Annotated in this window: 21 protein-coding genes and 2 pseudogenes; 14 read left to right on the forward strand and 9 right to left on the reverse strand. The window is 67.3% G+C overall.

What is annotated here, in order from left to right:
* A pseudogene (locus AWC08_RS33725) lies at positions 1 to 298 on the reverse strand (13E12 repeat family protein); the annotation flags it as partial.
* Positions 299 to 534: 236 nt separating this feature from the next.
* On the opposite strand from AWC08_RS33725, the gene AWC08_RS33730 reads away from it, so the two are divergent.
* Both AWC08_RS33730 and AWC08_RS33735 read left to right on the forward strand, forming a co-directional pair.
* Positions 535 to 1,188 (forward strand): MOSC domain-containing protein, encoded by a 654-nt coding sequence (locus AWC08_RS33730; RefSeq protein WP_065133202.1) that lies wholly within the window; start codon positions 535 to 537, stop codon positions 1,186 to 1,188.
* Positions 1,189 to 1,198: 10 nt separating this feature from the next.
* Positions 1,199 to 1,933: a CPBP family intramembrane glutamic endopeptidase gene (locus tag AWC08_RS33735; protein WP_065133175.1), complete on the forward strand. Its 735-nt coding sequence runs from the start codon at positions 1,199 to 1,201 to the stop codon at positions 1,931 to 1,933.
* A gap of 7 nt (positions 1,934 to 1,940) precedes the next feature.
* On the opposite strand, the pseudogene AWC08_RS33740 reads toward AWC08_RS33735, so the two are convergent.
* The 7 genes and pseudogenes from AWC08_RS33740 to modA form a co-directional block, all read right to left on the reverse strand.
* Positions 1,941 to 2,968 (reverse strand): annotated as a pseudogene (locus AWC08_RS33740) (zinc-binding alcohol dehydrogenase family protein).
* Positions 2,969 to 2,998: 30 nt separating this feature from the next.
* A complete protein-coding gene (locus AWC08_RS33745) occupies positions 2,999 to 3,277 on the reverse strand; it encodes a GlsB/YeaQ/YmgE family stress response membrane protein (protein ID WP_065049707.1) in 279 nt (92 codons plus the stop codon).
* 90 nt (positions 3,278 to 3,367) lie between these two features.
* The gene (locus AWC08_RS33750; protein WP_065133177.1) at positions 3,368 to 3,667 is read right to left on the reverse strand and encodes a GlsB/YeaQ/YmgE family stress response membrane protein; all 300 of its coding nucleotides are present in this window, start codon (positions 3,665 to 3,667) and stop codon (positions 3,368 to 3,370) included.
* Between the two features lie 123 nt (positions 3,668 to 3,790).
* The gene (locus tag AWC08_RS33755) at positions 3,791 to 4,807 is read right to left on the reverse strand and encodes an alanine and proline-rich secreted protein Apa (RefSeq protein WP_069434942.1); all 1,017 of its coding nucleotides are present in this window, start codon (positions 4,805 to 4,807) and stop codon (positions 3,791 to 3,793) included.
* Positions 4,808 to 4,883: 76 nt separating this feature from the next.
* Positions 4,884 to 5,984: a sulfate/molybdate ABC transporter ATP-binding protein gene (locus AWC08_RS33760; RefSeq protein WP_065133179.1), complete on the reverse strand. Its 1,101-nt coding sequence runs from the start codon at positions 5,982 to 5,984 to the stop codon at positions 4,884 to 4,886.
* Entirely contained in the window at positions 5,981 to 6,775 is a 795-nt protein-coding gene (locus tag AWC08_RS33765) for an ABC transporter permease (RefSeq protein ID WP_069434941.1), read from the reverse strand. Before AWC08_RS33765 ends, AWC08_RS33760 begins: the two co-directional genes overlap by 4 nt.
* Before the next feature lie 5 nt (positions 6,776 to 6,780).
* Entirely contained in the window at positions 6,781 to 7,542 is a 762-nt protein-coding gene (gene modA, locus AWC08_RS33770) for a molybdate ABC transporter substrate-binding protein (protein ID WP_065133181.1), read from the reverse strand.
* Positions 7,543 to 7,677: 135 nt separating this feature from the next.
* Between modA and AWC08_RS33775 the strand changes: the two genes are divergently transcribed.
* From AWC08_RS33775 to AWC08_RS33785, 3 genes are all read left to right on the forward strand, one after another.
* Positions 7,678 to 8,355, forward strand: a complete 678-nt coding sequence (locus tag AWC08_RS33775) for an SDR family oxidoreductase (RefSeq protein WP_065133182.1) — start codon at positions 7,678 to 7,680, stop codon at positions 8,353 to 8,355.
* A gap of 34 nt (positions 8,356 to 8,389) precedes the next feature.
* The gene (locus AWC08_RS33780; protein WP_065133203.1) at positions 8,390 to 9,310 is read left to right on the forward strand and encodes an LLM class F420-dependent oxidoreductase; all 921 of its coding nucleotides are present in this window, start codon (positions 8,390 to 8,392) and stop codon (positions 9,308 to 9,310) included.
* 147 nt (positions 9,311 to 9,457) lie between these two features.
* Positions 9,458 to 10,849 (forward strand): NAD(P)/FAD-dependent oxidoreductase, encoded by a 1,392-nt coding sequence (locus AWC08_RS33785; protein WP_065133183.1) that lies wholly within the window; start codon positions 9,458 to 9,460, stop codon positions 10,847 to 10,849.
* Between the two features lie 26 nt (positions 10,850 to 10,875).
* On the opposite strand, the gene AWC08_RS33790 is transcribed toward AWC08_RS33785, so the two are convergent.
* The gene (locus AWC08_RS33790; RefSeq protein WP_142283966.1) at positions 10,876 to 11,277 is read right to left on the reverse strand and encodes a PaaI family thioesterase; all 402 of its coding nucleotides are present in this window, start codon (positions 11,275 to 11,277) and stop codon (positions 10,876 to 10,878) included.
* A 269-nt stretch (positions 11,278 to 11,546) separates the two neighbouring features.
* On the opposite strand from AWC08_RS33790, the gene AWC08_RS33795 reads away from it, so the two are divergent.
* The 9 genes from AWC08_RS33795 (at position 11,547) to AWC08_RS33835 (ending at position 24,643) form a co-directional block, all read left to right on the forward strand.
* Positions 11,547 to 11,963: a BlaI/MecI/CopY family transcriptional regulator gene (locus AWC08_RS33795; protein ID WP_065133185.1), complete on the forward strand. Its 417-nt coding sequence runs from the start codon at positions 11,547 to 11,549 to the stop codon at positions 11,961 to 11,963.
* A 14-nt stretch (positions 11,964 to 11,977) separates the two neighbouring features.
* The gene (locus AWC08_RS33800) at positions 11,978 to 12,928 is read left to right on the forward strand and encodes a M56 family metallopeptidase (protein ID WP_065133186.1); all 951 of its coding nucleotides are present in this window, start codon (positions 11,978 to 11,980) and stop codon (positions 12,926 to 12,928) included.
* Positions 12,929 to 13,032: 104 nt separating this feature from the next.
* Positions 13,033 to 14,490 carry an NADP-dependent phosphogluconate dehydrogenase gene (gene gndA / locus AWC08_RS33805; protein WP_065133187.1) on the forward strand — a complete coding sequence of 486 codons (1,458 nt, stop codon included), beginning with the start codon at positions 13,033 to 13,035 and terminating at the stop codon, positions 14,488 to 14,490.
* A 9-nt stretch (positions 14,491 to 14,499) separates the two neighbouring features.
* Positions 14,500 to 15,936: a GuaB1 family IMP dehydrogenase-related protein gene (locus tag AWC08_RS33810; protein WP_065133188.1), complete on the forward strand. Its 1,437-nt coding sequence runs from the start codon at positions 14,500 to 14,502 to the stop codon at positions 15,934 to 15,936.
* Between the two features lie 7 nt (positions 15,937 to 15,943).
* Positions 15,944 to 17,299: a hemolysin family protein gene (locus AWC08_RS33815; protein ID WP_065133189.1), complete on the forward strand. Its 1,356-nt coding sequence runs from the start codon at positions 15,944 to 15,946 to the stop codon at positions 17,297 to 17,299.
* On the forward strand, positions 17,296 to 18,348 hold the full coding sequence (locus AWC08_RS33820) for a hemolysin family protein (protein ID WP_069435362.1): 1,053 nt from the start codon (positions 17,296 to 17,298) through the stop codon (positions 18,346 to 18,348). The genes AWC08_RS33815 and AWC08_RS33820 overlap by 4 nt, the downstream gene beginning before the upstream one ends.
* A 273-nt stretch (positions 18,349 to 18,621) precedes the next feature.
* Positions 18,622 to 20,808: a malate synthase G gene (locus AWC08_RS33825; protein ID WP_065133191.1), complete on the forward strand. Its 2,187-nt coding sequence runs from the start codon at positions 18,622 to 18,624 to the stop codon at positions 20,806 to 20,808.
* A gap of 59 nt (positions 20,809 to 20,867) precedes the next feature.
* Positions 20,868 to 22,856, forward strand: coding sequence for a substrate-binding domain-containing protein (locus tag AWC08_RS33830; protein ID WP_069435363.1), 1,989 nt, complete (start codon positions 20,868 to 20,870; stop codon positions 22,854 to 22,856).
* 173 nt (positions 22,857 to 23,029) lie between these two features.
* Positions 23,030 to 24,643, forward strand: coding sequence for a PPE family protein (locus AWC08_RS33835; protein ID WP_065133204.1), 1,614 nt, complete (start codon positions 23,030 to 23,032; stop codon positions 24,641 to 24,643).
* The last annotated feature ends 29 nt before the right edge of the window (positions 24,644 to 24,672 follow it).

Raw genomic sequence — 24,672 nt, forward strand, 5'->3', positions numbered from 1 at the left:
CGCGGCCCTGACTGATCTTCTGCCCCGCCGCCACCTCCCCCGCGACCGCCTTGAACGTGTCGATCGCCCACTGCCCACTCTCCGCGCCCCCCACCGAGCGGTGGGCGAACAACTCCCCGATCGCCACCAACTCCGCAGCCATGTCCTGATTGACCGAGCGCCCCGCCCGCGCGATCCGCGCCATCCAGCCCACCGATTCCTCGGTCTTTTCCAGCAGCGCCCGCCGATGAGCCAACACCTGCTGGTAGGCGTCGAACTCCGCCATCCCCGGATGCACGAACGGCAACCTATCGAACATACTTTCGATAGTACCCGCTACCGCTGACATTGATGTTCGGCCCACGACAAGATCGATGAAACGGCACCGATGCCCTGACACAGAACTAGCCGATCTGATTGATGATGGTCACGGCGACGGCTTTCGGTGGTCACCCCTCAGCTGTCACGTCCCAGGACATCGGCGATCCGTCGCCGACGTATGGCACTCGAGGTGCGGGCCGCGCGACGCCGCGCAACCCCCGCTACCCTGACCGAATGCCGAACGTGCTGTCCGTCAACGTGGCGCAGCCGCGGCCCAACCCCGATCCACGCGCGGTATCCGCCACGACCGGCATCTACAAAACTCCCACCGCTGAACCCGTCATGATTCAAGCCCCAGGTAAAGCGGGCAGCGGCCTGGCCGGTGACGCCATCGGCAACCCCAAGTTTCACGGCGGCGACGACCAGGCCGTCTACGTCTATGCGCGAGAAGACCTCGACGACTGGGAAACCCACCTCAATCGCACCCTCACCAACGGCATGTTCGGCGAGAACCTGACCACCCAGGGGATCGACGTCACGGGGACGCTGATCGGGGAACGATGGCGCGTCGGCATCGACGGCCCGCTCCTCGAGGTTTCCGCGTGCCGGACGCCGTGCCGCACCTTCTCGGCAATGCTCCAGGAACGCGGCTGGATCAAGACTTTCACCCAGGCCGCCATCCCCGGCGCCTACCTGCGGGTGCTCGCCCCAGGAACCGTCCGCGCCGGTGACGACATCATCGTCGAGCATCGGCCCCACCATGACGTGACCATTGGACTGGTCTTCCGAGCCCGCATGTCCGAACCCGAACTTCTCCCCCAGCTCGCCGTGGCCAATGCGCTGTCAGCGGAAATCAAAGCCGAGGTTGCACAGCGGACCCGCAGGTAGACTCGCGTGAATGCCTGAGCAATCCCCCGCCATGCCAGCCGTGGACCGGTTTCGCCTCCACGCCGACATCGTCGTGGTCGTCGCGGTCCTGGTGCTGACCAACCTGGTCGCGCACTTCACTACGGCGTGGGCGAGCATCGCGACGGTTCCGCTGGCCGCGGTCGGCCTGGTGATCCTGGTCCGGTGGCGCGGTCTGGACTGGGCCGACCTCGGACTCGGCCGCGAGCACTGGAAGTCCGGCATGGGTTACGCCCTGGCCGCCGTGGCGCTGGTGGTATCGGTGATCGCAGTCGGTGTGGCACTGCCCATCACCCGCCCGATGTTCCTGAACAACCACTACGCCACCATCTCCGGCGCGCTCATCGCGTCGATGGTCATCATTCCGCTGCAGACCGTCATTCCCGAGGAACTCGTTTTCCGTGGGGTCCTGCACGGCGCGCTGCACCGGGCCTGGGGGTTCCGCGGAGTGGCCCTGGCCGGGTCGCTGTTGTTCGGTCTGTGGCATATCGCGACGTCGCTGGGTCTGACCAGCAACAACGTCGGCTTCACCCGGCTGTTCGGCGGCGGAGTCTTCGGCATGCTGGCTGGCGTCACGATGGCGGTCCTGGCCACCGGCGCCGCAGGATTCGTGTTCAGCTGGCTGCGCCGGCGCAGCGGCAGCCTCATCGCGCCCATCGCCCTGCACTGGTCCCTGAACGGCGTCGGCGCCCTGGCCGCGGCGGTCGTCTGGCACCTGTCGACCTAGAACAACCTCAGACCAACAGCACCGCAGCACCCGCGATTTCTCCGGAGCTCAGGTCTGCCAAAGCCCGATCAGCTTGCGTCAGTGGGTATTCCGGCGTAGTGACCTCGATGTGGTGGCGGCCGGCGAAGTCCAGGAATGCGCGGGCGTCGGCCCGGGTGTTGGACGTGACCGACCGGACCTGGCGCTCCTGGAAAAGGTGCCGCTGGTAATTCAGCGGCGGAATGTCACTGAGATGAATGCCCGCCACCGCCAGTGTGCCGCCCGGTCCAGGGCTTCCAGCGCCGGCAGTACCAGGTCGCCGACAGGAGCGAACAGAATCGCCGCATCCAGCGGCACCGGTGGCGGATCGGCGGCACCCTGCGCGGAAGCCGCACCCAACTCCAGCGCCAGCTCACGGGCCCGGGAGCCGCGGGTCATCACGTGCACCTCGGCGCCCTGCGCCAGTGCGACCTGCGCGGTGATGTGGGCGCTGCCGCCGAAACCGTATAAGCCCAACCGGCCCCCCGCCGGTAGCTCGGCCCGCAGCAGCGAGCGGTAGCCGATGATTCCGGCGCACAGTAACGGCGCCAGTTCGCTGTCGCTGTAACCGCTCGGCAGTGGATGCGCGAAAGCCGCAGGGACCGTTGTGAATTCGGCATAGCCGCCGTCGGCGTCCCAGCCCGTGTAGCGGGATTGCGGGCACAGATTCTCGTCACCGCGGCGGCAGTATTCACACACCCCGCAGGTGTGCCGCAGCCACGCGATGCCGACCCGGTCCCCGACGCGGAATTCGTCACCGGCAGCCGCGCCCACCTCGACGACCTCCCCGACCACCTCGTGGCCCGGTGTCACCCGGTCTCGGTGGACGGGCAGGTCGCCTTCGGTGACATGCAGATCGGTACGGCAAACTCCGCAAGCGAGGACTGCAACCAGCAGGTCGTCGGGTCCGGGCCGCGGCACCTCGGTGGTGACGCGTTCCAGGGGCTTACTCGCCATCGGCCCCGGCTGGCGCACCTGCCACGCGGTCATGCTGGGGCTGGTCGTTGGGGCGGCCATGACCCCATCATGCCGCGATGGGCCGGTCTCCTACAGGGTGCGGGTGCGCGAGGTGGCGAACTTGTAGATCAGCAGCAGCAACACCGCACCGACCAGCGCCCCGAGGAACGAGTGGTTGATGGGCGGAGTGATGGTGAATTTGTGTGGCGGGAAGACGACGCTGCCCAGGGTGCCGCCGACATAGGCGCCGACGATGCCGAGCAACGCGGTGGCAATCCAGCCCATCGGCTGCCTGCCCGGCACGATGAGTCGCGCGATCAGCCCGACAATCAGTCCAAGAACGATCATTCCGATGATGTGCAGGACCATGACCAGCTCCTTAGGGGTATTAACTTGTCGAGGGGACCTCGAAGTAATACCCGGTGCGGGTGTCGTCAATCGCATAAAAGAAGCGAACAACTAGCGACGACGCACCAAACCTACAACCCAGAGCAGAATTACGGCGCCCAGCAGCGAGACGAAGAATGTGAACCACTTGCGCCCATGTTCGACGTCCACATGCAGCCAGGTCAGCAGCATCCCGCCGATGAATCCGCCGACGACCCCGATGACGATATTCAGCAGGATCCCGGCACCGCCGCCCTTGACGATCTTGCCCGCAATCCAGCCGGCGAAGCCGCCGATGATGATGTACGCGAGCCAACTCACCGCGGTCGGCGGCGCGAAAGCCAAAAATTGGGCAGCTGCAGTGACATTCATCGATGGCCTCCCTGGCGCCGATCGTCCACTTCGTTTAATGGACCGTGGTATCGGTATACGCCATCTGCCGCTGCATGCAAGACCTAATCGGGGCTTTCAGTCAGCCCCTCGTCGCGGCGGCGGTTAAGCCGGTTGGGTGCTGCGCGGTTGCGTCGAGGCGGGAGTCCCGGCGGCCGGTGCCTGAGCGGGCGCCGGTGCCGGAGCAACGGGCTCAGCCGGGGCCGGGGCAGGAGCGCCTTGGGCCGGTTCCTGTGCCGGGGCTGCCGGAGCCGCGGGAGCGCTCCAGGGGCGGATGGACTCGGCCAGTGCCTTCGCCGCGTTCTTGTCCACCGGGTTGTTCGACGTGCCCAGCCACACCACGAACCAGCGCTGTGGAGGCCCGGCGGTGGGCGTGGCGCCCGCGGGGGTGCCGACCACGCCGGTCCAGATCTGGCCGTTGGGCTTGCTGGTGTCGCTGAACTTCACTTCGTAGTACGACGCGCTGCCCGAGATGCCGTTGGCGTTGAGCGGGACGGTCTCCTGGTTGACCCGCGTGCCGGGGTACGGCATGAAGAACTCACCCATGTCCGATCCCAGCCGGACGGCGGCCTTCGGGTTGGTCGCCTCGGCGCTGGCGTAGAGCTTCTGGTCCAGCCGTCCGAGCACGATGCGGGTGTCGTTGGCCACCGGCTGCGGCTGCCCGGGCATCGGCGCCTCGCCGGCCGCCTTGCTCAGCAACGCAGAGCCGTAGTCCAGGTGCGACGCGTCGGACTCCACCCAGCCGGGCGGGACGATGAAGCTGAACCCGCCGACGGCGTTGGTCACCCGTCCGGCTTCCACCGCGTTCGGGTCCGGGGGCGGCGGTGCGTTCGGGTCCGCAGGCGGCGGCACCGCGTTGGGGTCGGCAGGCTGGGCGGTCGGCGTCGGACTGGCTGCCGGCGCAGGCGTGGCCGACGTGCTCGGGGTCGCCGCGGGAGCTCCCGCGGCCGGCGCCGGGGACGACGGAGTGGGCGACGCGACCGTGGGAGTCGGAGAGGGCGCCGGCTCGGGGTCGGCGCTGGAGGTTGCCGGCAACGCAACGGTGACGACGGCCGCCGCGGCAATTGCCAACGACGCCAATAATCCGTTGCGGCGTGACGAGTTCGGGTCCACCTGGTACATGGCGACGAACCTACCGTGTCAGCGGCGCGAAGCAAGGAAGGCCTGGCTTTCGGGAAAGGTATGTCTGGCAAGAACGTCAGTGCCCGGGGTGCCGGCCCGGCCCGGGATGCAGGGAAACTTCGGCGGCTTTGACGCTGAACCACACCCGCTCGCCCGGGGCGAGCTGCAACTCCGCCGCCGCGTCCGCGGTGATGCTGGCCGCCAATCCTGGTGCTCCGTCTGCTTGTTCCGTCCCGCGCACGAGCACCCCTGGGCCGTGAACGTCCAGCTCCGCCACCGTCACCTCAACGGTGTTACGTGGACTGCCGTGCGGCGGGTCCGGGTAGACGGCCACACTGGCCGGCGCGAACACCGCAACCGCCTCCTGACCGACCCCGACCTCGGCACCGGCCGTGCCATACCAGCGCAGGCCCGATCGAGTGCGCAGCGCGCCATCGGTTCCGACGGTGCCGCTGACCAGGTTGACGCCCGCTATTCGGGCCCCGAAGTGACTTCTCGGGGCCGCCAGCACCTCGGCGACTCGCCCGATCTCGACGATCTTCCCGGCTTCCAGGACCAACACCCGATCGGCCAGGGCGAACACATCCAGTAGGTCGTGCGTGACCAGCACGGCCGCACAGCCGGTGCGGCCGACCACGTCGCGCAACACCGCACGAATCGACGCCGCCGCTGCCACATCGAGCCCGCGAAGCGGTTCGTCGAGCAGCAACAGCTCCGGTTCGGCGGCCAGTGCCCGCGCGATGGCGACGCGCTGGGCCTGGCCTCCGGAGAGCTGGCGCGGCCTGCGGTCGGCCAGGTCCTCGGCGCCGACTTCCCGCAGCCAGCGCAGCGCGGCGTCCCGCGCCGGGCGGGGCGAGAGCAGGCGACGGCTGCGTGGCCCGAAGGCCACGTTGGTGGCTACGCGCAGGTGCGGAAACAGCAACGAGTCCTGCAGCAGCATGCCCACCCGCCGGTCGTGGGTGGCCACCTGCACCCCGGCCGCGGTATCGGTCAACACGCGAGTTCCCAGGCGCACCACACCGGCGTCGGGACGGATAAGCCCCGCGATCACGTGCAGAGTCGTCGACTTGCCGGCGCCATTGGGGCCGAGGACGGCCAGCACCTCCCCGGCGGCCACCGCGAACTCCACATCCAGACCCCGGTCGGACACCACCGCGCGCAGCTGCAGGCCGCTCATCGTGCGTCGGTCCCGCTCAGCCGGCGCCCGCCCAGACCGAGCACCACCACTGCCGCCACCGCCACCAGCAACAGCGACAGCGCCACGGCAGCGTCCGGATCACTCACCCGCTGCAGATAGATCTCCAACGGCAGGGTGCGGGTCACGCCCTGTAGCGAGCCGGCGAACGTCAGCGTCGCGCCGAACTCCCCCAGCGACCGCGCGAACGCCAGCACCGCGCCCGAGGCCAGGCCGGGCAGCAGCAGGGGCAGGGTGACCCTCCACCAGATGGTGGTCGGCCGTGCCCCGAGTGTCGCCGCCACCACTTCGTAATCGGCTCCGGCGCTGCGTGCCGCGCCCTCCAGCGAGATCACCAGAAACGGCAGCGAGACGAAGGTCTGCGCCAGCACGACGGCGGTGGTGGTGAACGCGATGCTCATGCCTGCCGCTTCCAGGTAGCGCCCCACCAGGCCGAACCGGCCGAATGCGTAGAGCAGTGCGATACCGCCGACCACCGGTGGTAACACCAGGGGAAGCAGGATCACCGGCCGCAGCGCCCGCACCAGGCGCAGCCGGCTGCGCGCCAGCACCAGCGCCATCGGAACCCCCAACAACACGCACAGCACGGTGCTGGCCGCGGCGGTTTTCAGGCTCAGCAGCAGCGCGGTCGTGGAGGAATCGCTGCTGATCAGGGACCAGAAGCGCGGCCAGTCGACTTTGAACCCGATGGCCAGCAGCGGGGTTCCGACAAAAAGCGTCCCTACCGCGGCCGGCAGGTAGACCCAGCGAGGTAGCTGTGATGGCGTGGGCATCGGGCTCAGGGCCTTGCGAAGCCGGCCCGGTCCAGGATCTCCCGTCCGGCCGGCCCCGTCACCGCCGCCTGGAACTTCTGGGCCAGCGCCCCTTGTGGCGCGTTCTTGAGTACCGCGATGGGGTAGACGTTCACCGCCTGCGCGGCCTCCGGGAACTTGACCGTCGTCACCTTGTTTCCGGCGCTCGTGGCGTCGGTGACATAAACCAGCGCCGCGTCGGCCTGACCGGTCGTCACCTTGTTCAGTGCATCGCTGACGCTCGGTTCCTCACTGACCGGGTGTAGCTGCACTCCGGTGGCGTCCTCGATGCGCTGGGTCGCCGAACCGCAGGGCACCGGTCGTTGGCAGATCACCACGCTCAGCCCGGGCCGGGTGAGCTCGGCAAAGGAGCCGACGTTCTTCGGGTTGCCCGGCGCAGTGACGATGACCAGGGTATTGGCCGCGAAGTTGGCCGCGGCGCCGGCCAGCAGGCCCGCTTGTGCCACCCGGTCCATCTGCGCAACATCGGCCGAGGCGAAGACGTCGGGGCGGGCGCCCTCGATCAGCTGCGTCGCCAGTTCCGACGAACCCGCGAAATTGAACGTGACCGCGGCGCCCGGGTTGTCCGACCTCAACTGCTCGCCGATCGTGGTGAAGACCTGCTTCAGCGAAGCGGCGGCGAACACGACGACCGCCCGGGAACCCTGGCCCTGCCGGGCGCCTGAATCGCACGCAGTCAGGCTGCCGACTAGCACCACCAGCACGGCGAGCACCCGGACGGGACGCATCGGTCAAACCTAGCGCCGCGGCGATGCTGTCGAAGAGTTATGCAATTGATCAGCGCGTCGCGGCGGCGCGTGGTTTCGTCGAATAGCTACTGTCCAGTAACATGGACCACGCTGGCGCCATAGCACGAGGAGGTCGTGGCAGTGGAGGTTGTGGTCACCGGTGGAGACACCGATCTGGGACGTGCAGTAGCCGAGAGCTTTCGTGACGACGGGCACAAGGTCACCCTGGTGGGTGCCCGCGGTGGCGACCTCGAGGTCGTCGCCAAGGAACTCGATGTGGATGCGATCGTCTGCGACACCACCGACCCGGCCAGCCTCCAAGAGGCCCGGGCGCTGTTCCCTCACCACCTCGACACCATCGTCAACATCCCCGCTCCCACCTGGGACGCCGGCGACCCGCGCACCTACTCGCTGTCGGACACGGCCACCGCGTGGCGCCGGACGCTGGATGCGACCCTGCTGTCCGCCGTCCTGACGGTTCAGTGCGTCGGTGACCACTTGCGCTCGGGCGGCCACATCATCACCGTGCTGGCCGAGAACCCGCCCGTCGGCAGCGTCGACGCCTCGATCAAGGCCGCCGTGTCCAGCTGGGTCAGCGGGCAGGCTGAGGTTTACGGCACCCGCGGCATCACCGTCAACGCCGTCGCAACCGGTCGCAGTGTCCAAGCCGGATACGAAGGTCTCTCCCGGACGCCGGCGCCCGTCGCCGCGGAGATCGCCCGGCTGTCGCTGTTCTTGACGACTCCGGCGGCCCGCCACATCACCGGCCAGACGCTGCACGTCAGCCACGGCGCGCTCGCGCAGTTCGCCTGATCTCGGGCTCCGGCCGGACGCTACGGTGTACACCGTGGCTATTCGGCTTGCGTTCCAGATTCCCAATTTCTCCTACGGAACCGGCGTAGAGAACCTGTTCCCCACCGTCATCGCGCAGGCCCGGGAAGCCGAAGCTGCCGGTTATGACTCGCTTTTCGTGATGGACCACTTCTACCAGCTGCCCATGATCGGTTCCCCGGATCAGCCGATGCTCGAGGCGTATACAGCGCTGGGTGCGTTGGCCACCGCCACCGAGCGGCTGCAACTCGGCACGCTGGTGACCGGCAACACCTACCGCAATCCGGCCCTGCTGGCCAAGGTGATCACCACGCTGGACGTGGTCAGCGGCGGCCGGGCGGTGCTGGGCATCGGCGCCGGCTGGTTCGAACTCGAACACCGGCAGCTGGGCTTCGAATTCGGGACCTTTACCGACCGGTTCAACCGGCTCGAAGAGGCGATGCAGATCATCGATCCGATGATCAAGGGCGAACGGCCGACGTTCAAGGGTCATTGGTACACCACCGAGTCCGCGATGGCCGAACCCCGTTACCGCGAACGCATTCCGGTGTTGGTCGGCGGCGGCGGGGAGAAGAAGACGTTCGGCATCGCCGCGCGTTACGCCGACCATCTCAACATCATCGCCGCGTTCGACGAACTACCCCGCAAGATGGATGCCGTGAAGGCGCGCTGTGCGGAGGTGGGTCGCGACCCGGCCACCTTGGAGACCAGCATGATGCTGACCGTGCTGGTCGACGAGAACGCCAAACCAGAACAGTTGCCCGAGAACGTGACGGCACGGACGGCGGTCGGCAGCCCCGCGCAGATCGCCGAGCAGGTAGAGGCCAAGGTGCTGGGCGCCGGCCTGGACGGGGCGGTCATCAACATTCCCGGCGGCCATGTTCCCGGGGTCATCACCAGCGTCGCCGAGGCGCTGCGCCCCCTGCTTGGCGCATAGCGAAAGTAGGGCCACAGAAGGCAATTCGCTGAGTGTGGCTAATTACACAGGCTCGCGGTTGGGTTTGTGCGGGTGGGTTGACTAGGCTTTGGGTATTAGCTAACTGCACTCGCCCGCCCAAGGAGATCCCGTCAGGAGCAGCGGAACATGAGCCCCCAACAAGAACCCACAGTTGAACCGCGTCAACGGCATCGTGTCGTGATCATCGGATCCGGGTTCGGCGGACTCACCGCGGCAAAGAAGCTCAAGCACGCTGACGTCGACATCAAGTTGATCGCGCGCACCACTCATCACCTGTTCCAGCCTTTGCTGTATCAGGTCGCCACCGGGATCATCTCCGAGGGTGAGATCGCGCCGACCACCCGCGTCATCCTGCGCAAGCAGCGCAATGTGCAGGTGCTGCTGGGCAATGTCACGCATATCGACCTGGCGCGCAAGGTCGTCGTGTCGGAGTTGCTCGGTCACACCTACGAGAACCCGTACGACAGCCTGATCGTCGCGGCCGGAGCCGGTCAGTCCTACTTCGGCAACGACCAGTTCGCCGAGTTCGCCCCCGGCATGAAGACCATCGACGACGCGCTGGAGTTGCGGGGCCGCATTCTGAGCGCCTTCGAACAGGCCGAACGGTCGAGTGACCCGGAGCGCCGCGCCAAACTACTCACCTTCACCGTTGTCGGCGCGGGTCCGACCGGTGTCGAAATGGCCGGGCAGATCGCGGAATTGGCCGAGCACACCCTCAAAGGTGCGTTCCGCCACATTGATTCGACCCGGGCCCGGGTGATTCTGCTCGATGCCGCACCGGCCGTGTTGCCGCCGTTCGGTGAAAAGCTGGGTGAGCGCGCGGCCGCGCGGCTGGAGAAGCTGGGCGTCGAGATCCAGTTGGGCGCCATGGTCACCGACGTCGACCGCAACGGCATCACCGTCAAGGATGCCGACGGCACCGAGCGCCGCATCGAGTCCGCCTGCAAGGTGTGGTCGGCCGGCGTCTCCGCGAGTCGGCTGGGCCGCGACCTCGCCGAGCAGTCCGACGCCGAACTCGACCGGGCCGGCCGGGTCAAGGTGCTTCCTGACTTGTCCATTCCCGGCCATCCCTACGTCTTCGTCGTCGGTGACATGGCGGCAGTCGAGGGCGTCCCCGGCGTGGCGCAGGGTGCCATCCAGGGCGGCAAGTACGTCGCCAACAACATCAAGGCCGAGCTCAAGGGTGCCGACCCGGCCGAGCGGGAGCCGTTCCAGTACTTCGACAAGGGCTCGATGGCCACGGTGTCGCGATTCTCCGCGGTCGCCAAGATCGGCCCGCTCGAGTTCAGTGGGTTCATCGCCTGGCTGATGTGGCTGGTGCTGCACCTGGTCTACCTGGTCGGGTTCAAGACCAAGGTCGCGACACTGCTGTCGTGGATCGTGACCTTCCTGAGCACCCGGCGCGGCCAGCTGACCATTACCGATCAGCAGGCGTTCGCGCGAACGCGCCTGGAACAACTCGCGGAGGCGGCGGCCGAGGCGCAGAGCGCCGGGGCCGTCACCCGAAAAGCCAGTTAGCCGGCAGTCAGCCGGCAGCCAGCCGGCTACGCCTCGAGGTTCTGCAACCGCACCTGACCCCGAGCCACCACCCGGTCATCGTCATCGGTGATGGTGACCAGCCACAGCTGCTGACGGCGGCCGCGGTGTATCGGCTCCGCTCTGCCGTAGACCGTGCCCGACTTGATGGCCCGCAAAAAATCGGTGTTGTTGTTGACCCCCACCACGTTTCCGCCACCGTTGGACGCGAGCCAGGTGTAGGCCGCCACGCTGGCCATGCTCTCGATCATCGAGCAGTAGACGCCACCGTGGACCAGCCCCATCGGCTGCAGCAACTTCGGCTTGACCTCGAGCTGCGCGCGGGCGCCGTCGGGGGTCAGCTCGGTGAATTGCAGACCGAGCTCACTGTCGAACGCTGCAACAAATTCCTGCTCAGAAGCTGACGACACGTTGTCGTGTCTACACCATGGCGACAGCCCCATAGAGACAGGCGAGCCCCGTACCGAAGGCACGGGGCTCGCCGATCGAGGAGGCGCGGGGGTCACTGCAGCCCTCAGGACCCTCCGCTGCCGTGCTCGCTCGACCGGGTTCAGCATAGGCAAGGCTGCCCTAAATTGGCAAGCCTCCGTTGCGTAATCTGATCGAGGGGATTCGTTGTGGGTACGACACTCGGTAGTAAGCCGGAGTACGCTGGTTCCAACGCTCAGGGAGATGAACTATGGCCAAGCTGACGCGGCTGGGGGATCTGGAACGCGCCGTCATGGACCACTTGTGGTCGATGCCGGAACCCCAGACTGTTCGCCAGGTCCACGAAGCGTTGTCGGCGCGACGCGACCTCGCCTATACGACCGTCATGACTGTGCTGCAGCGGCTGGCGAAAAAGAACCTGGTATCCCAGCTCCGCGACGACCGCGCGCATCGCTACGCGCCGGTACACGGCCGTGACGAACTGGTGGCCGGGCTGATGGTCGACGCGCTAGCGCAAGCCGAAGACTCCGGTGGTCGCCAGGCGGCGCTGGTGCACTTCGTCGAGCGGGTGGGCGCGGATGAGGCCGACGCACTGCGTCGCGCGCTCGCCGAACTGGAAGCAAATCAACGCAATTCGCTATCTGCTGGACCTCCGGCCGACGACTGAGGGAGACTTACGGCGTGTCTGCGCTGGCCTTCACCATCCTTGCGGTGCTGCTGGCTGGCCCCACACCGGCAGTACTGGCCCGAGCCAAGTGGCCGCTGCGCGCCCCCCGCGCCGCGATGGTGCTCTGGCAGGCCGTTGCGCTGGCCGCCGTCCTGTCCACTTTCAGCGCGGGCATCGCCATCGCCAGCCGGCTGCTGATGCCCGGTCCGGACGGTCGGCCCACGGCCGGCATCGTCGACGCCGAGAGTCGCCTCGGCTGGCCGCTCTGGGCGGCCTACGTCACCGTTTTCGCGCTGACCCTGCTGGTCGGGGCACGCCTGGTGGTGGCCGTGGTGCGGGTGGCCATCGCGAACCGGCGGCGCCGGGCACACCACCGGATGGTGGTCGACCTGGTCGGGGTGGGACACGATTCCGCGTTGAGCGCGCCGTGCACCCGGACCCGCGACCTGCGGGTGCTGGATGTCGAGCAACCCCTCGCCTACTGCCTGCCCGGGGTTCGCAGCCGCGTCGTAGTCAGCGAAGGGGCCCTTAGCGCGCTCGACGACGCCGAAGTCGCGGCCATCCTGTCCCACGAGCGCGCTCACCTGCGGGCCCGCCACGACCTCGTCCTGGAGGCGTTCACGGCCGTTCATGCCGCATTCCCCCGGCTGGTGCGGAGTGCCAACGCCCTGGACGCGGTCCAGCTGCTGGTCGAACTGCTGGCCGATGACGCCGCCGTGCGTACGGTCGGGCGCACTCCCCTGGCCCGGGCCCTGGTGACTTGTGCTTCCGGGCGCGCGCCCTCGGGCGCCCTGGCCGCCGGAGGGTCCAGCACCGTGGTGCGGGTCCGGCGGCTGTCCGGCCGGGGCAACAGCCCGCTGCTGTCAGCGGGGGCCTATCTCACCGCTGCGGCCGTGCTGGTGGTGCCCACCATCGCGCTCGCCGTACCGTGGCTGACGGAGCTACACCGGTTGATCACCGCCTGACGCCGAGCCGAGCGCCGTGGAACGCTGGCGGCGCCGTTGTGCGACAGTATATTTCCCAGGTTTCCGAGTTTTCCCCACCGCTGGGCCCGACTGAGAGGCAGGACATGAGTTCGTCGGATTCCAAGACTGCGACCGCACAGATCGGGGTGACCGGGCTGGCCGTGATGGGGTCGAACCTGGCCCGGAACTTCGCCAGGCACGGCTACACCGTCGCGCTGCACAACCGGTCGGTGGCCAAGACGGACGCGCTGCTGGACGAGCACGGCTCCGAGGGCAACTTCGTGCGCAGTGAGACGATCCCGGAATTCCTTGCGGCACTGGAAAAGCCGCGGCGGGTCATCATCATGGTCAAGGCCGGTGACCCCACCGATGCCGTCATCAACGAGCTCGCCGACGCGATGGAAGAGGGCGACATCATCATCGACGGCGGCAATGCGCTCTACACCGACACGATTCGCCGGGAGAAGGCGATCCGCGAGCGTGGGCTGCATTTCGTCGGCGCCGGCATCTCCGGTGGCGAGGAGGGCGCGCTGAACGGGCCGTCGATCATGCCGGGCGGGCCGGCCGAATCCTACGAGTCGCTCGGCCCGCTGCTCGAGGAGATCTCCGCACACGTCGACGGCGTGCCGTGCTGCACCCACATCGGACCCGACGGTGCCGGTCACTTCGTCAAGATGGTGCACAACGGGATCGAGTACTCCGACATGCAGTTGATCGGTGAGGCGTACCAACTGCTGCGCGACGGGCTGGGCAAGTCGGCGGGCGAGATCGCCGAGGTGTTCGACGAATGGAACAAAGGCGACTTGGACAGCTTCCTGGTCGAGATCACCGCGCAGGTGCTGCGCCAGACCGACGCCAGGACCGGCAAGCCGTTGGTCGACGTCATCGTCGACGAGGCCGAGCAGAAGGGCACCGGTCGCTGGACGGTGAAGTCGGCGCTGGACCTGGGGGTACCGGTCACCGGCATCGCCGAGGCCGTGTTCGCGCGGGCGCTGTCGGGTTCGGTCGCTCAGCGCAAGGCGACCACCGGACTGGCGTCGGGTGAACTGGGTGACAAGCCTGCCGACGCAGCACAGTTCACCGAGGACGTCCGGCAGGCCCTCTACGCATCGAAGATCATCGCCTACGCCCAGGGCTTCAACCAGATCCAGGCCGGCAGCGCCGAATACGACTGGGGCATCACACCCGGCGACCTGGCGACCATCTGGCGCGGCGGCTGCATCATCCGGGCCAAGTTCCTCAACCGCATCAAAGAGGCCTTCGACGACGACCCCGACCTGCCCACGCTGATCGTCGCCCCGTACTTCCGTAGCGCGATCGAAGCGGCCATCGACGGCTGGCGGCGCGTGGTGGTGACAGCTACCCAGTTGGGTATCCCCATTCCTGGCTTCTCCTCGGCGTTGTCCTACTACGACGGGTTGCGCACCGAACGGCTGCCCGCGGCGCTGACCCAGGGGTTGCGCGATTTCTTCGGCGCACACACCTACGGGCGCACCGACGAGGAGCCGGGCAAGAAGTTCCACACCCTGTGGAGCGGAGACCGAAGCGAAGTTCCTGCTTAGCGAGAGACGATGAAGTTCCTGGACGGGCACCGCCCCGGGTTCGACCTGACCTACAACGACGTTTTCATCGTGCCCAACCGGTCCGATGTCGCGTCGCGGTTCGACGTCGACCTGTCCACCGTCGACGGCTCCGGCACCACCATTCCGGTCGTCGTCGCCAACATGACCGCGGTGGCGGGTAAGCGGATGGCCGAGACGGTGGCCCGTCGCGGGGGAATCGTGATCGTCCCGCAGGACCTCCCTATCCCGGCCGTCAGGCAGACGGTGGAGTTCGTCAAGAGCCGCGACCTGGTGCTCGACACCCCGGTGACGCTGGCGCCCGACGATGCGGTGTCGGACGCGATTGCGCTGATTCACAAGCGCGCGCACGGCGTCGCGGTGGTGGTCTTCGAGGGCCGCCCCATCGGGCTGGTCCGGGAAGCGGCCTGTGTCGGCGTGGACCGGTTCAGCCGGGTACGCGACATCGCCGTCACGGATTTCGTCTCGGCACCGGCGGGCACCGAGCCGCGCAAGGTCTTCGACCTGCTCGAACACGCGCCGATCGACGTGGCGGTGCTGACCCACCCCGACGGCACCCTGGCCGGAGTGCTGACCCGCACCGCCGCCGTCCGCACCGGGATCTACCACCCCGCCCTGGACAACGCGGGCCGGTTGCGGGTCGGCGCGGCGGTCGGCATCAACGGCGAGGTTGCCTCCAAGGCGCGGGAGCTGGCCGAGGCGGGCGTCGACGTGCTGGTCATCGACACCGCACACGGGCACCAGGTCAAGACGCTGGAGGCGATCAGGATGGTCGCCTCGCTGGACCTGGGCGTGCCGCTGGTGGCCGGAAACGTGGTGTCCGCGCAGGGCACCCGGGATCTGATCGAGGCCGGCGCCGGCATCGTCAAGGTCGGCGTCGGGCCCGGCGCGATGTGCACCACTCGGATGATGACCGGCGTAGGCCGCCCGCAGTTCTCCGCAGTCGTCGAATGTGCCGCTGCTGCAAGGGAATTGGGCGCCCATGTGTGGGCGGACGGCGGGATTCGGCACCCGCGCGACGTGGCTCTGGCGCTGGCCGCCGGTGCGTCGAACGTGATGATCGGGTCGTGGTTCGCCGGCACCTACGAGTCCCCCGGCGACCTGATGCGCGACCGCGACGGCCAGCCGTACAAAGAGAGCTACGGCATGGCGTCCAAGCGGGCGGTGGTCGCCCGCTCGGGCGCGGAGAGCCAGTTCGACCGGGCCCGCAAGGCCCTGTTCGAGGAGGGCATCTCGACGTCGCGGATGGGGCTGGACCCCGATCGCGGCGGCGTCGAGGACCTGATCGACCACATCACCTCCGGCGTCCGCAGCACCTGTACCTACGTGGGCGCGGCGAACCTGGAAGAGCTGTACGAGCGGGCGGTGGTTGGTGTGCAGTCCGCAGCCGGCTTCGCCGAAGGGCATCCGTTGCCCACCGGCTGGTGACTGGCCGATGAACCACTCCGGCACCGTGCTCAGCGTGGTGGCCATTCTGGCGCTGACCTTCGGCACGGGGCTCTTCGTCGCGGCCGAGTTCTCCCTGACCGCCCTGGACCGCAGCACGGTGGAAGCCAATGCGCGCGACGGGAGCGGCCGGGACCGGTTGATCCGCCGGGCGCACCGCAGGCTCTCGTTCCAGCTCTCGGGTGCCCAGCTGGGTATCTCGATCACCACCCTGGCGACCGGTTATCTGACTGAGCCATTGGTGGCGGCGCTGCCCCACCCGTGGCTGGACTCACTAGGTGTCTCCGACAAGGTGGCCGACACCATCACCACCGTGCTGGCGCTGATCGTCGTGACGTCGGTGTCGATGGTGTTCGGGGAGCTGGTGCCCAAATACCTGGGTGTCGCCCGGCCGCTGCCGACGGCCCGTGCCGTGGTGTTGCCGCAGTGGCTGTTCTCGGTGCTGTTCACACCCGCGATCCGGATGACCAACGGGGCGGCGAACTGGATCGTGCGGCGCCTCGGCATCGAACCGGCCGAGGAACTGCGGTCCGCACGCACGCCCCAGGAGCTGGTCTCGCTGGTGCGCACCTCGGCCCGCCGCGGTTCGCTGGACGACGTGACCGCGTCGCTGATGCACCGCTCACTGCAGTTCGGCACCCGAACCGCGGAGGAGCTGATGACCCCGCGGTCCAAGATCGTCGCCCTGCAGACCGACGACACCGTGGTGGATCTGGTGGCCGCGGTCGCTGCCACCGGGTTCTCGCGTTTCCCGGTCGTGCAGGGCGATCTGGACGAGACCGTCGGCATCGTGCACGTCAAGCAGGCCTTCCAGGTGCCGGCGGCGCAGCGGGCGCACACCCTGCTGCGCACGGTGGTCAAACCGGTCGCCGTGGTGCCCTCCACGCTCGACGGCGACGCCGTGATGGCGCAGATCCGCAACAACTCTCTGCAGACCGCCATGGTGGTGGACGAATACGGCGGTACCGCCGGCATGGTCACCGTCGAGGACCTGATCGAGGAGATCGTCGGCGACGTCCGCGACGAGCACGACGACGCCACGCCGGATGTGGTGGCCTACGGCAGCGGCTGGCGGGTGTCGGGTCTGCTGCGCATTGACGAGGTGCAGACGGCGATCGGTTACCGGGCGCCGGAAGGGCCCTACGAGACGATCGGCGGCCTGGTGCTGCGCGAGCTCGGTCACATCCCGGTGGCCGGGGAGACGGTCGAGCTGCCCGCCCTGAACCGCGATGGTCTGCCCGATGAGACGATGCGCTGGCAGGCCAAGGTTGTGCGGCTGGACGGGCGCCGGCTGGACCTGCTCGAGCTCAAGGAACTGCCCCGACTGGACCGGAGCGAACGATGAACCCCATCGTGGCGATCGTCCTGGCGACGCTGCTGATCGCGCTGAACGCCTTCTTCGTCGGCGCGGAATTCGCCATGATCTCGGCCCGCCGCGACCGCCTGGAAGCACTCGCCGAGCAGGGCCGGGCCAGCGCGGTCACGGTCATCCGTGCCGGCGAACAGCTGCCGGCGATGCTGGCCGGCGCCCAACTGGGCGTCACGGTGGCATCACTGCTGCTGGGCCGGATCGCCGAACCGGCCGTGGCGTCGCTGTTGGAATCGTCGTTCGAGCTGACCGGCATGCACACCGCGGTCCTGCACACGTTGGCGTTCATCATCGCGTTGGCCCTGGTGGTGACGCTGCATGTGCTGCTCGGCGAGATGGTGCCCAAGAACATCGCCCTGGCCGGGCCGGAACGCACCGCGATGCTGCTGGTGCCGGCCTATCTCCCCTATGTGCGCGCTGCGCGCCCGGTCATCGTCTTCTACAACAAGTGCGCGAACGGGATATTGCGCCTGGTCGGGGTGCAACCCAAGGACGAACTCGACATCACGGTGTCCACCGCGGAGCTGTCGGAACTGATCGCCGAATCGCTGTCGGAGGGCTTGCTCGACCAGGAGGAGCACGTCCGGCTGACCCGCGCGTTGCGGGTGCGGACCCGGGTGGTCGGGGACGTCGCGGTCCCGCTGGCGAAGGTTCACGCGGTATCGGTGGCCTCGGCCGGGGCCGGGCCGACCATCGGTGCGGTCGAGCAGGCCCTGGCGCAGACCGGGTACTCCCGGTTCCCGGTGGTGGACCGCGACGGTAACTACATCGGCTATCTGCACATCAAGGATGTGCTCGCCCTCGGTGACAATCCGCACACGGTGATCGGGCGGGCGCTGGTGCGTCCGCTGCCGACGATTCCGCAGGCGCTGCGGTTGCCGGACGCGTTGTCGCGGATGCGCCGCAGCAACAGCCATCTGGCGCTGGTGACAGCCGATGACGGCGAGGTGGTGGCACTGGTGGCGCTGGAGGATCTGGTGGAGGACCTGGTCGGAAGTATGCGCGACCGTGTGCCGCGGGAGTGATCGGCAAGCCCGTATGATCTGAGCGGCCGCGGGTACCAGACAAGTGCTGACGGGAACGAAATCCCATGTGTCCGCGTTGCCAGAAAGCGATTCACCGGGCCCGCCGCATTGCTGCGGGCGAAGCTGTCAGCGCGCCGTGACCTGGCACTGAGGGTCGGCCGGGCTAGGCTCGTCGAGCTACCCATCGGTAGTCTGACGGTAGCTAGTCGGCGGCTCTGGCGATGGTTCGGCGAGGCTGGTGAGGGGCCGGTAAGGCCATTACGGAGGAGAACGATGACTGATCGGGTGACCGAAGGCAACCTGCGCGTGGCTCGCGTGCTCTATGACTTCGTGAACAACGAGGCGCTGCCCGGCACCGGTATCGACCCGGACAGCTTCTGGGCGGGCGTCGACAAGGTCGTCACCGACCTCACCCCGCGCAACCAGGAACTACTGGCGACTCGCGACGAGCTGCAGGCCCAGATCGACAAGTGGCACAAACAACGGGTGATCGCACCGGTTGACCAGGAGGCCTACCGGGAGTTCCTCACCGAGATCGGCTACCTGCAGCCCGAACCTGACGACTTCACCATCACCACCTCCGGTGTCGACGACGAGATCACCACCACCGCGGGCCCGCAGCTGGTGGTGCCGGTGCTTAACGCGCGGTTCGCGCTCAATGCCGCCAACGCCCGGTGGGGCTCGCTGTATGACGCGCTGTACGGCACCGACGTCATCTCCGAAGACGACGGCGCCGAGAAGGGCTCGGGCTACAACAAGGTGCGCGGCGACAAGGTCATCGCCTACGCCCGCAAGTTCCTCGACGGCGCCGTTCCGCTGGCGTCGGGCTCCTGGGTGGACGCCACCGGCTTGAGCATCGACGGCGGCCAGTTGCAGGTTGCGCTCGGATCCGAGTCGACCGGCCTGGCCGACCCGGGCAAGTTCGTCGGCTACTCCGGCGAGCTGGGCTCCCCCGGCTGGTCGGTGCTGCTGGTCAACAACGGTCTGCACATCGAAATCCTGATCGACCCGCAGTCGCCGATCGGCCAGACCGACGCGGCCGGCATCAAGGACGTCATCCTGGAGTCCGCGATCACCACGATCATGGACTTCGAGGACTCGGTGACCGCCGTCGATGCCGACGACAAGGTGCTCGGCTACCGCAACTGGCTAGGCCTGAACCGGGGCGACCTGTCCGAAGAGGTGAGTAAGGACGGTAAGACCTTCACCCGCGTGCTCAACCCCGACCGCACCTACGCCACCCCGGACGGCGGCCAGCTGACGCTGCCCGGTCGCAGCCTGCTGTTCGTGCGCAATGTCGGTCACCTGATGACCAACGACGCCATTGTGGATGCAGATGGACATGAGGTGCCCGAGGGCATTCAGGACGCGTTGTTCACCGGGCTGATCGCCATTCACGGGCTGCGCGCGGGCGACGACAACGGTCCGCTGCGCAACAGCCGCACCGGTTCGGTGTACATCGTGAAGCCGAAGATGCACGGACCCGAAGAAGTTGCGTTCACCTGCGAGCTGTTCAGCCGCGTCGAGGACGTGCTCGGGCTGCCCCAGGCCACCCTCAAGGTCGGCATCATGGACGAGGAGCGCCGCACCACCGTCAACCTCAAGGCTTGCATCAAGGCGGCGGCCGACCGGGTGGTGTTCATCAACACCGGGTTCCTCGACCGCACCGGCGACGAGATTCACACCTCGATGGAAGCCGGCCCGATGATCCGCAAGGGCGCGATGAAGAACAGCACCTGGATCAAGGCCTACGAGGACGCCAACGTCGACACCGGACTTGCCGCCGGGTTCAAGGGCAAGGCCCAGATCGGCAAGGGCATGTGGGCGATGACGGAGTTGATGGCCGACATGGTCGAGCAGAAGATCGGCCAGCCCAAGGCCGGCGCCACGACGGCGTGGGTGCCGTCGCCGACGGCCGCGACCCTGCACGCGATGCACTACCACCAGGTCGACGTGTCCGCCGTCCAGGACGAGCTCGCGGGCAAGAAGCGGACCACCCTCGACGAATTGCTGACGATCCCGCTGGCCAAGGAACTGGCCTGGGCGCCGGAGGAGATTCGCGAGGAGGTCGATAACAACTGTCAGTCCATCCTCGGTTATGTGGTGCGCTGGGTGGAGCAGGGCGTCGGTTGTTCGAAGGTGCCCGACATCCACAACGTCGCGCTGATGGAGGACCGCGCGACGTTGCGCATCTCCAGCCAGCTACTGGCCAACTGGCTGCGTCACGGCGTCATCACCAGCGAGGATGTCCGGGCCAGCCTGGAACGGATGGCGCCGCTGGTGGACAAGCAGAACGAGGGCGACCGGTCCTACCGGCCGATGGCGCCCAACTTCGACGACAGCATCGCCTTCCTGGCTGCTCAGGAGCTGATCCTGTCCGGTGGTCAGCAGCCCAACGGCTACACCGAGCCGATCCTGCACCGCCGCCGCCGGGAGTTCAAAGCACGCGCGCGTGGCTGAGCTGCCCCTGACGGGCGGCGACCTGCACATGATTCAAGGGAGAGGACGCAGACACCGGCATGGGTAGGCACAGCAAGCCCGACCCCGGGGATTCCCTGCCCGAGCGCGAACCCGAGCCGTTCGACGAGCCTGTCGATGAACCGCAATACGGCGGCGACGACTACCAGCAACCCGCCGCCGCCGATGACTACCCCGACTTCGGTTACCGCCCGTCCGCGCCCGAGCCTGCGGCCGGCGTCGAGTCGCCGGTCGGAGAGCCGGCGGCGGAGACTCCCCCGCCGCCGCCGTTTCGGGCCAGTCATCGCGGGCTTCGCGACTGGCAGGGCGGCCACCGCAGCGTCGGTGGCCGGCGCGGCGTCAGCATCGGGGTGATCGTCGCGCTGGTCACCGTCGTCGTCGTGGTCGCCGGGGTGATCCTGTGGCAGTTCTTCGGTGACGCGCTGTCGCACCGCTCGCACACGGCCGCCGCGAACTGTGTGGGAGGCAAGGATGCCGTCGCCGTCCTCGCTGACCCGTCCATCGCCGACCAGGTCAAGCAACTCGCCGACGGCTACAACAAGCAGGCGGGCCCCATCGGCGACCGCTGTGTGGAGGTGACCGTCAAGCCGGCCAACTCCGACGCCGTGATCAGTGGCTTCATCGGCAAGTGGCCGGCCGAGCTGGGCGCCCAGCCGGGTCTGTGGGTTCCCGGGAGTTCGATCTCCGCGGCCCGGTTGTCCGGTGCCGCGGGCCAGAAGATCATCAGTGACAGCCGGTCTCTGGTGACCTCGCCGGTGCTGCTGGCCATCCGGCCGGAATTCAGCCAGGCCCTGTCCAAGCAGAACTGGGCGGCACTGCCGGGCCTGCAATCGAACCCGACCTCGATGGGCAACTGGGGATCCTTGCGGCTGGCCCTGCCGGTCGCCGGCAACGGCGACGCCACGTTTTTGGCCGGTGAGGCCATCGCCGCGGCGTCGGCGCCTGCCGGCGCTCCCCCGACATCCGGCAGCGCCGCGGTTCGCACGCTGGTGAGCGCGCAGCCCAAACTCCCCGACGACTCCCTCAACGAGGCTATGAACGCGCTGCTCAATCCGGGCACCAAGGCAGAGGAGGTGGCCGCGGCGCCGGTGCATGCCGTCGTGACCACTGAACAGCAGCTGTTCGCGCGCGGCCAGTCGATCTCGGATGCCAAGAGCAAGCTGGCGTCGTGGACCCCGCCCGGCGCGGTCCCGGTGGCCGATTATCCGACCGTCTTGCTCAGTGGCTCGTGGCTGAAGCAGGAACAGACCACCGCCGCCAGCGCCTTCGCCCGCTACATGCACACTCCTGAGCAACTCGCGAAGCTGGCGAAGGCCGGATTCCGGGTCAACGGCGTCAATCCGCCGAGCAGCCCGGTGACCAATTTTGCGGCGTTGTCCTCCACTCTGTCGGTTGGAGACGACGCCATGCGTGCCACCCTGGCCGACACCATGGCCACCCCGTCGGCCGGGGTAGCCGCCACGATCATGCTCGACCAGTCGTTGCCCAACGACGACGGCGGCGGCAAGACCCGGCTGGCCAACGTGATCGCGGCGCTGGACGGTCGCATCAAGGGGTTGCCACCCACGTCGGTCATCGGCCTGTGGACGTTCGACGGCCACGAGGGTCGGGCCGAGGTTCCGGCCGGGCCGTTGGCCGACCAGGTCAACGGGCAGCCCCGCTCGGCGGCGTTGTCGGCGGCGCTGGACAAGCAGTATTCCTCCGGGGGCGGGGCGGTGTCGTTCACCACGCTGCGCCTGATCTATCAGGAGATGCTGGCCAATTACCGTGCCGGCCAAGAGAATTCGATCCTGGTGATCACCGCCGGGCCGCACACAGATCAAAGTCTGGACGGTCCGGGGCTACAGGACTTCATCAAGAACAGCGCCGACCCGGCCAGGCCTGTCGCGGTCAACGTGATCGACTTCGGCGGGGATCCGGACCGGGCCACCTGGGAAGCGGTCGCCCGGTTGAGCGGCGGTAGTTACCAGAACCTGCCGACGTCTGCCGGGCCCGATTTGGCCACCGCGGTCAACAATTTCCTGAGCTGAGGCCGCACTAGAATTGCACCGGTCCGTCAAATTCCGCTCAACTACGGCACCTCGATTTCGAAAAGCTGGTGTGGCGGCGATCACAGTCCTAGCATGTCTGCGCGGAGCTAGTTGATTCGGTTCGGCTTTCCTGGTGCGTCGTTGGGGTGCCGGCCACTCGCGAGGAGGTTCGGATCGTGAATTTCTCGGTGTTCCCCCCAGAAATCAATTCTCGGCTGATGTTCTCGGGTGCCGGTTCGGGTCCGATGTTGGAAGCGGCAGCGGCCTGGGAAGGATTGGCTTCGGAGTTGAGTTCGGCGGCGTCGTCGTTCGGATCGGTGACGGCGGGGCTCGCTGGTCAGGCCTGGCAGGGTCCGGCGGCTGCCGCGATGATGGGTGCGGCGGCCCCGTATTCGCAGTGGCTCGGCGCCGCAGCTGCCGAAGCCGCGGGCGCGGCCGGTCAGGCCCGAGCTGTTGCATCGGCCTTCGAGACAGCCAGGGCGGCGATAGTGCATCCGCTGATGGTGGAACTCAACCGCAATTCACTGGTACGTGCCGTGGTATCGAATTGGTTTGGTCTCAATGCGCCGGCGATCGCCGCGCTGGAAAGTGATTACGAGCAGATGTGGGCCCGCGATGTGTCCGCCATGTTCGGATATCACGGTGAGGCCTCGATAGCGGCGGCACAGTTGGCCCCGGCGCAGAGTTTGCAGGACTTGCTCCTTACCCTGCCCAACCTGGGGATCGGCAACCTGGGCAATGCCAACCTCGGCAACGGCAACACCGGCAGCGGCAACGTGGGTAGTGGGAATGTCGGCAACTCGAATGTGGGCGGCGGAAATATCGGCAGTAGCAACTTCGGATTTGGAAACGGCTCTATCAACCCCGACGGTCCCACGGACACTTTCAAGAGCAACGGAAACATCGGCGCTGGCAACATCGGAAACAGCAATTTCGGCTTAGGGAACGCCGGCAATAATAATGTCGGTGTCGGAAATAACGGAAGCGGTAATTACGGTGGCGGCAACACCGGCACCAGGAATATCGGCGGGGGCAACAATGGCCACGGCAATATCGGCTTCGGGAACACCGGCACCGACAACATCGGCATAGGGCTCACCGGGGATCACCAGGTGGGCATCAACCTTGCGGGCCTGCTGAACTCTGGCAGCGGAAACTTCGGATTCGGTAACTCGGGCCACAATAACATCGGGTTCTTCAACTCCGGTGACGGCAACATCGGCATCTTCAATTCGGGCATCAACGCCGTTAATCCGGGCCATGTCAACAACATCGGTGTCGGGAATTCCGGCTCGGTAAACTTCGGCTTCGGGAACTCCGGCGCAGTAAACACCGGTGTCGGCAACGGAGGTATTTTCAACACCGGTTTCGGCAATGCGGGCGGTGCAAACACCGGGTGGAACAACACCGGATTGGTCAACACCGGAGGGGGTAATTCGGGTAGCGCCAACACCGGGTTCTGGAATGCGGGTGACACGAACAACGGATTTGGTTTCACCACCGATTCCGGCCTGGTCAGTTCGGGGTTCGGAAACAGCGGCACGCCTTCCTCCGGCTTCTTCAATACGGCCACCGGGGCGGACCCAACCGGTGACCGCGGATATATGTCCGGCTTCTTCAACACCGCCACGGGCACGAACAACAAGACCGTCGGTGTGATCTCAGGCTTCGGAAACACCGGATTGCCGATAGGTGTTGAGGACTGGGCCGGCGGCAACTCGGGCTTGTTCAACTTGGGCAGCAGCTTGGTGTCAGGGTTGTTGGGATTGAGGATTTTGCTGCCGTAATCGCCGCAGATACAGGACCACTCGAAGGA

This window comes from Mycobacterium gordonae, from assembly GCF_002101675.1.
In the GTDB taxonomy this organism is placed as follows: Bacteria; Actinomycetota; Actinomycetes; order Mycobacteriales; family Mycobacteriaceae; genus Mycobacterium; species Mycobacterium gordonae.

Excerpts from the sequence above, each read along its gene's own strand:
- AWC08_RS33745 (WP_065049707.1), bottom strand. The coding sequence starts at position 3,277 with ATGGTCCTGCACATCATCGGAATGATCGTTCTTGGACTGATTGTCGGG.
- AWC08_RS33785 (WP_065133183.1), top strand. The coding sequence starts at position 9,458 with ATGAGCCCCCAACAAGAACCCACAGTTGAACCGCGTCAACGGCATCGT.
- AWC08_RS33830 (WP_069435363.1), top strand. The coding sequence starts at position 20,868 with ATGGGTAGGCACAGCAAGCCCGACCCCGGGGATTCCCTGCCCGAGCGC.
- AWC08_RS33755 (WP_069434942.1), bottom strand. The coding sequence starts at position 4,807 with ATGTACCAGGTGGACCCGAACTCGTCACGCCGCAACGGATTATTGGCG.
- AWC08_RS33730 (WP_065133202.1), top strand. The coding sequence starts at position 535 with ATGCCGAACGTGCTGTCCGTCAACGTGGCGCAGCCGCGGCCCAACCCC.
- AWC08_RS33825 (WP_065133191.1), top strand. The coding sequence starts at position 18,622 with ATGACTGATCGGGTGACCGAAGGCAACCTGCGCGTGGCTCGCGTGCTC.
- AWC08_RS33815 (WP_065133189.1), top strand. The coding sequence starts at position 15,944 with ATGAACCACTCCGGCACCGTGCTCAGCGTGGTGGCCATTCTGGCGCTG.
- gndA (WP_065133187.1), top strand. The coding sequence starts at position 13,033 with ATGAGTTCGTCGGATTCCAAGACTGCGACCGCACAGATCGGGGTGACC.
- AWC08_RS33795 (WP_065133185.1), top strand. The coding sequence starts at position 11,547 with ATGGCCAAGCTGACGCGGCTGGGGGATCTGGAACGCGCCGTCATGGAC.
- AWC08_RS33760 (WP_065133179.1), bottom strand. The coding sequence starts at position 5,984 with ATGAGCGGCCTGCAGCTGCGCGCGGTGGTGTCCGACCGGGGTCTGGAT.
- AWC08_RS33735 (WP_065133175.1), top strand. The coding sequence starts at position 1,199 with ATGCCTGAGCAATCCCCCGCCATGCCAGCCGTGGACCGGTTTCGCCTC.
- AWC08_RS33820 (WP_069435362.1), top strand. The coding sequence starts at position 17,296 with ATGAACCCCATCGTGGCGATCGTCCTGGCGACGCTGCTGATCGCGCTG.
- AWC08_RS33750 (WP_065133177.1), bottom strand. The coding sequence starts at position 3,667 with ATGAATGTCACTGCAGCTGCCCAATTTTTGGCTTTCGCGCCGCCGACC.
- AWC08_RS33765 (WP_069434941.1), bottom strand. The coding sequence starts at position 6,775 with ATGCCCACGCCATCACAGCTACCTCGCTGGGTCTACCTGCCGGCCGCG.
- modA (WP_065133181.1), bottom strand. The coding sequence starts at position 7,542 with ATGCGTCCCGTCCGGGTGCTCGCCGTGCTGGTGGTGCTAGTCGGCAGC.
- AWC08_RS33810 (WP_065133188.1), top strand. The coding sequence starts at position 14,500 with ATGAAGTTCCTGGACGGGCACCGCCCCGGGTTCGACCTGACCTACAAC.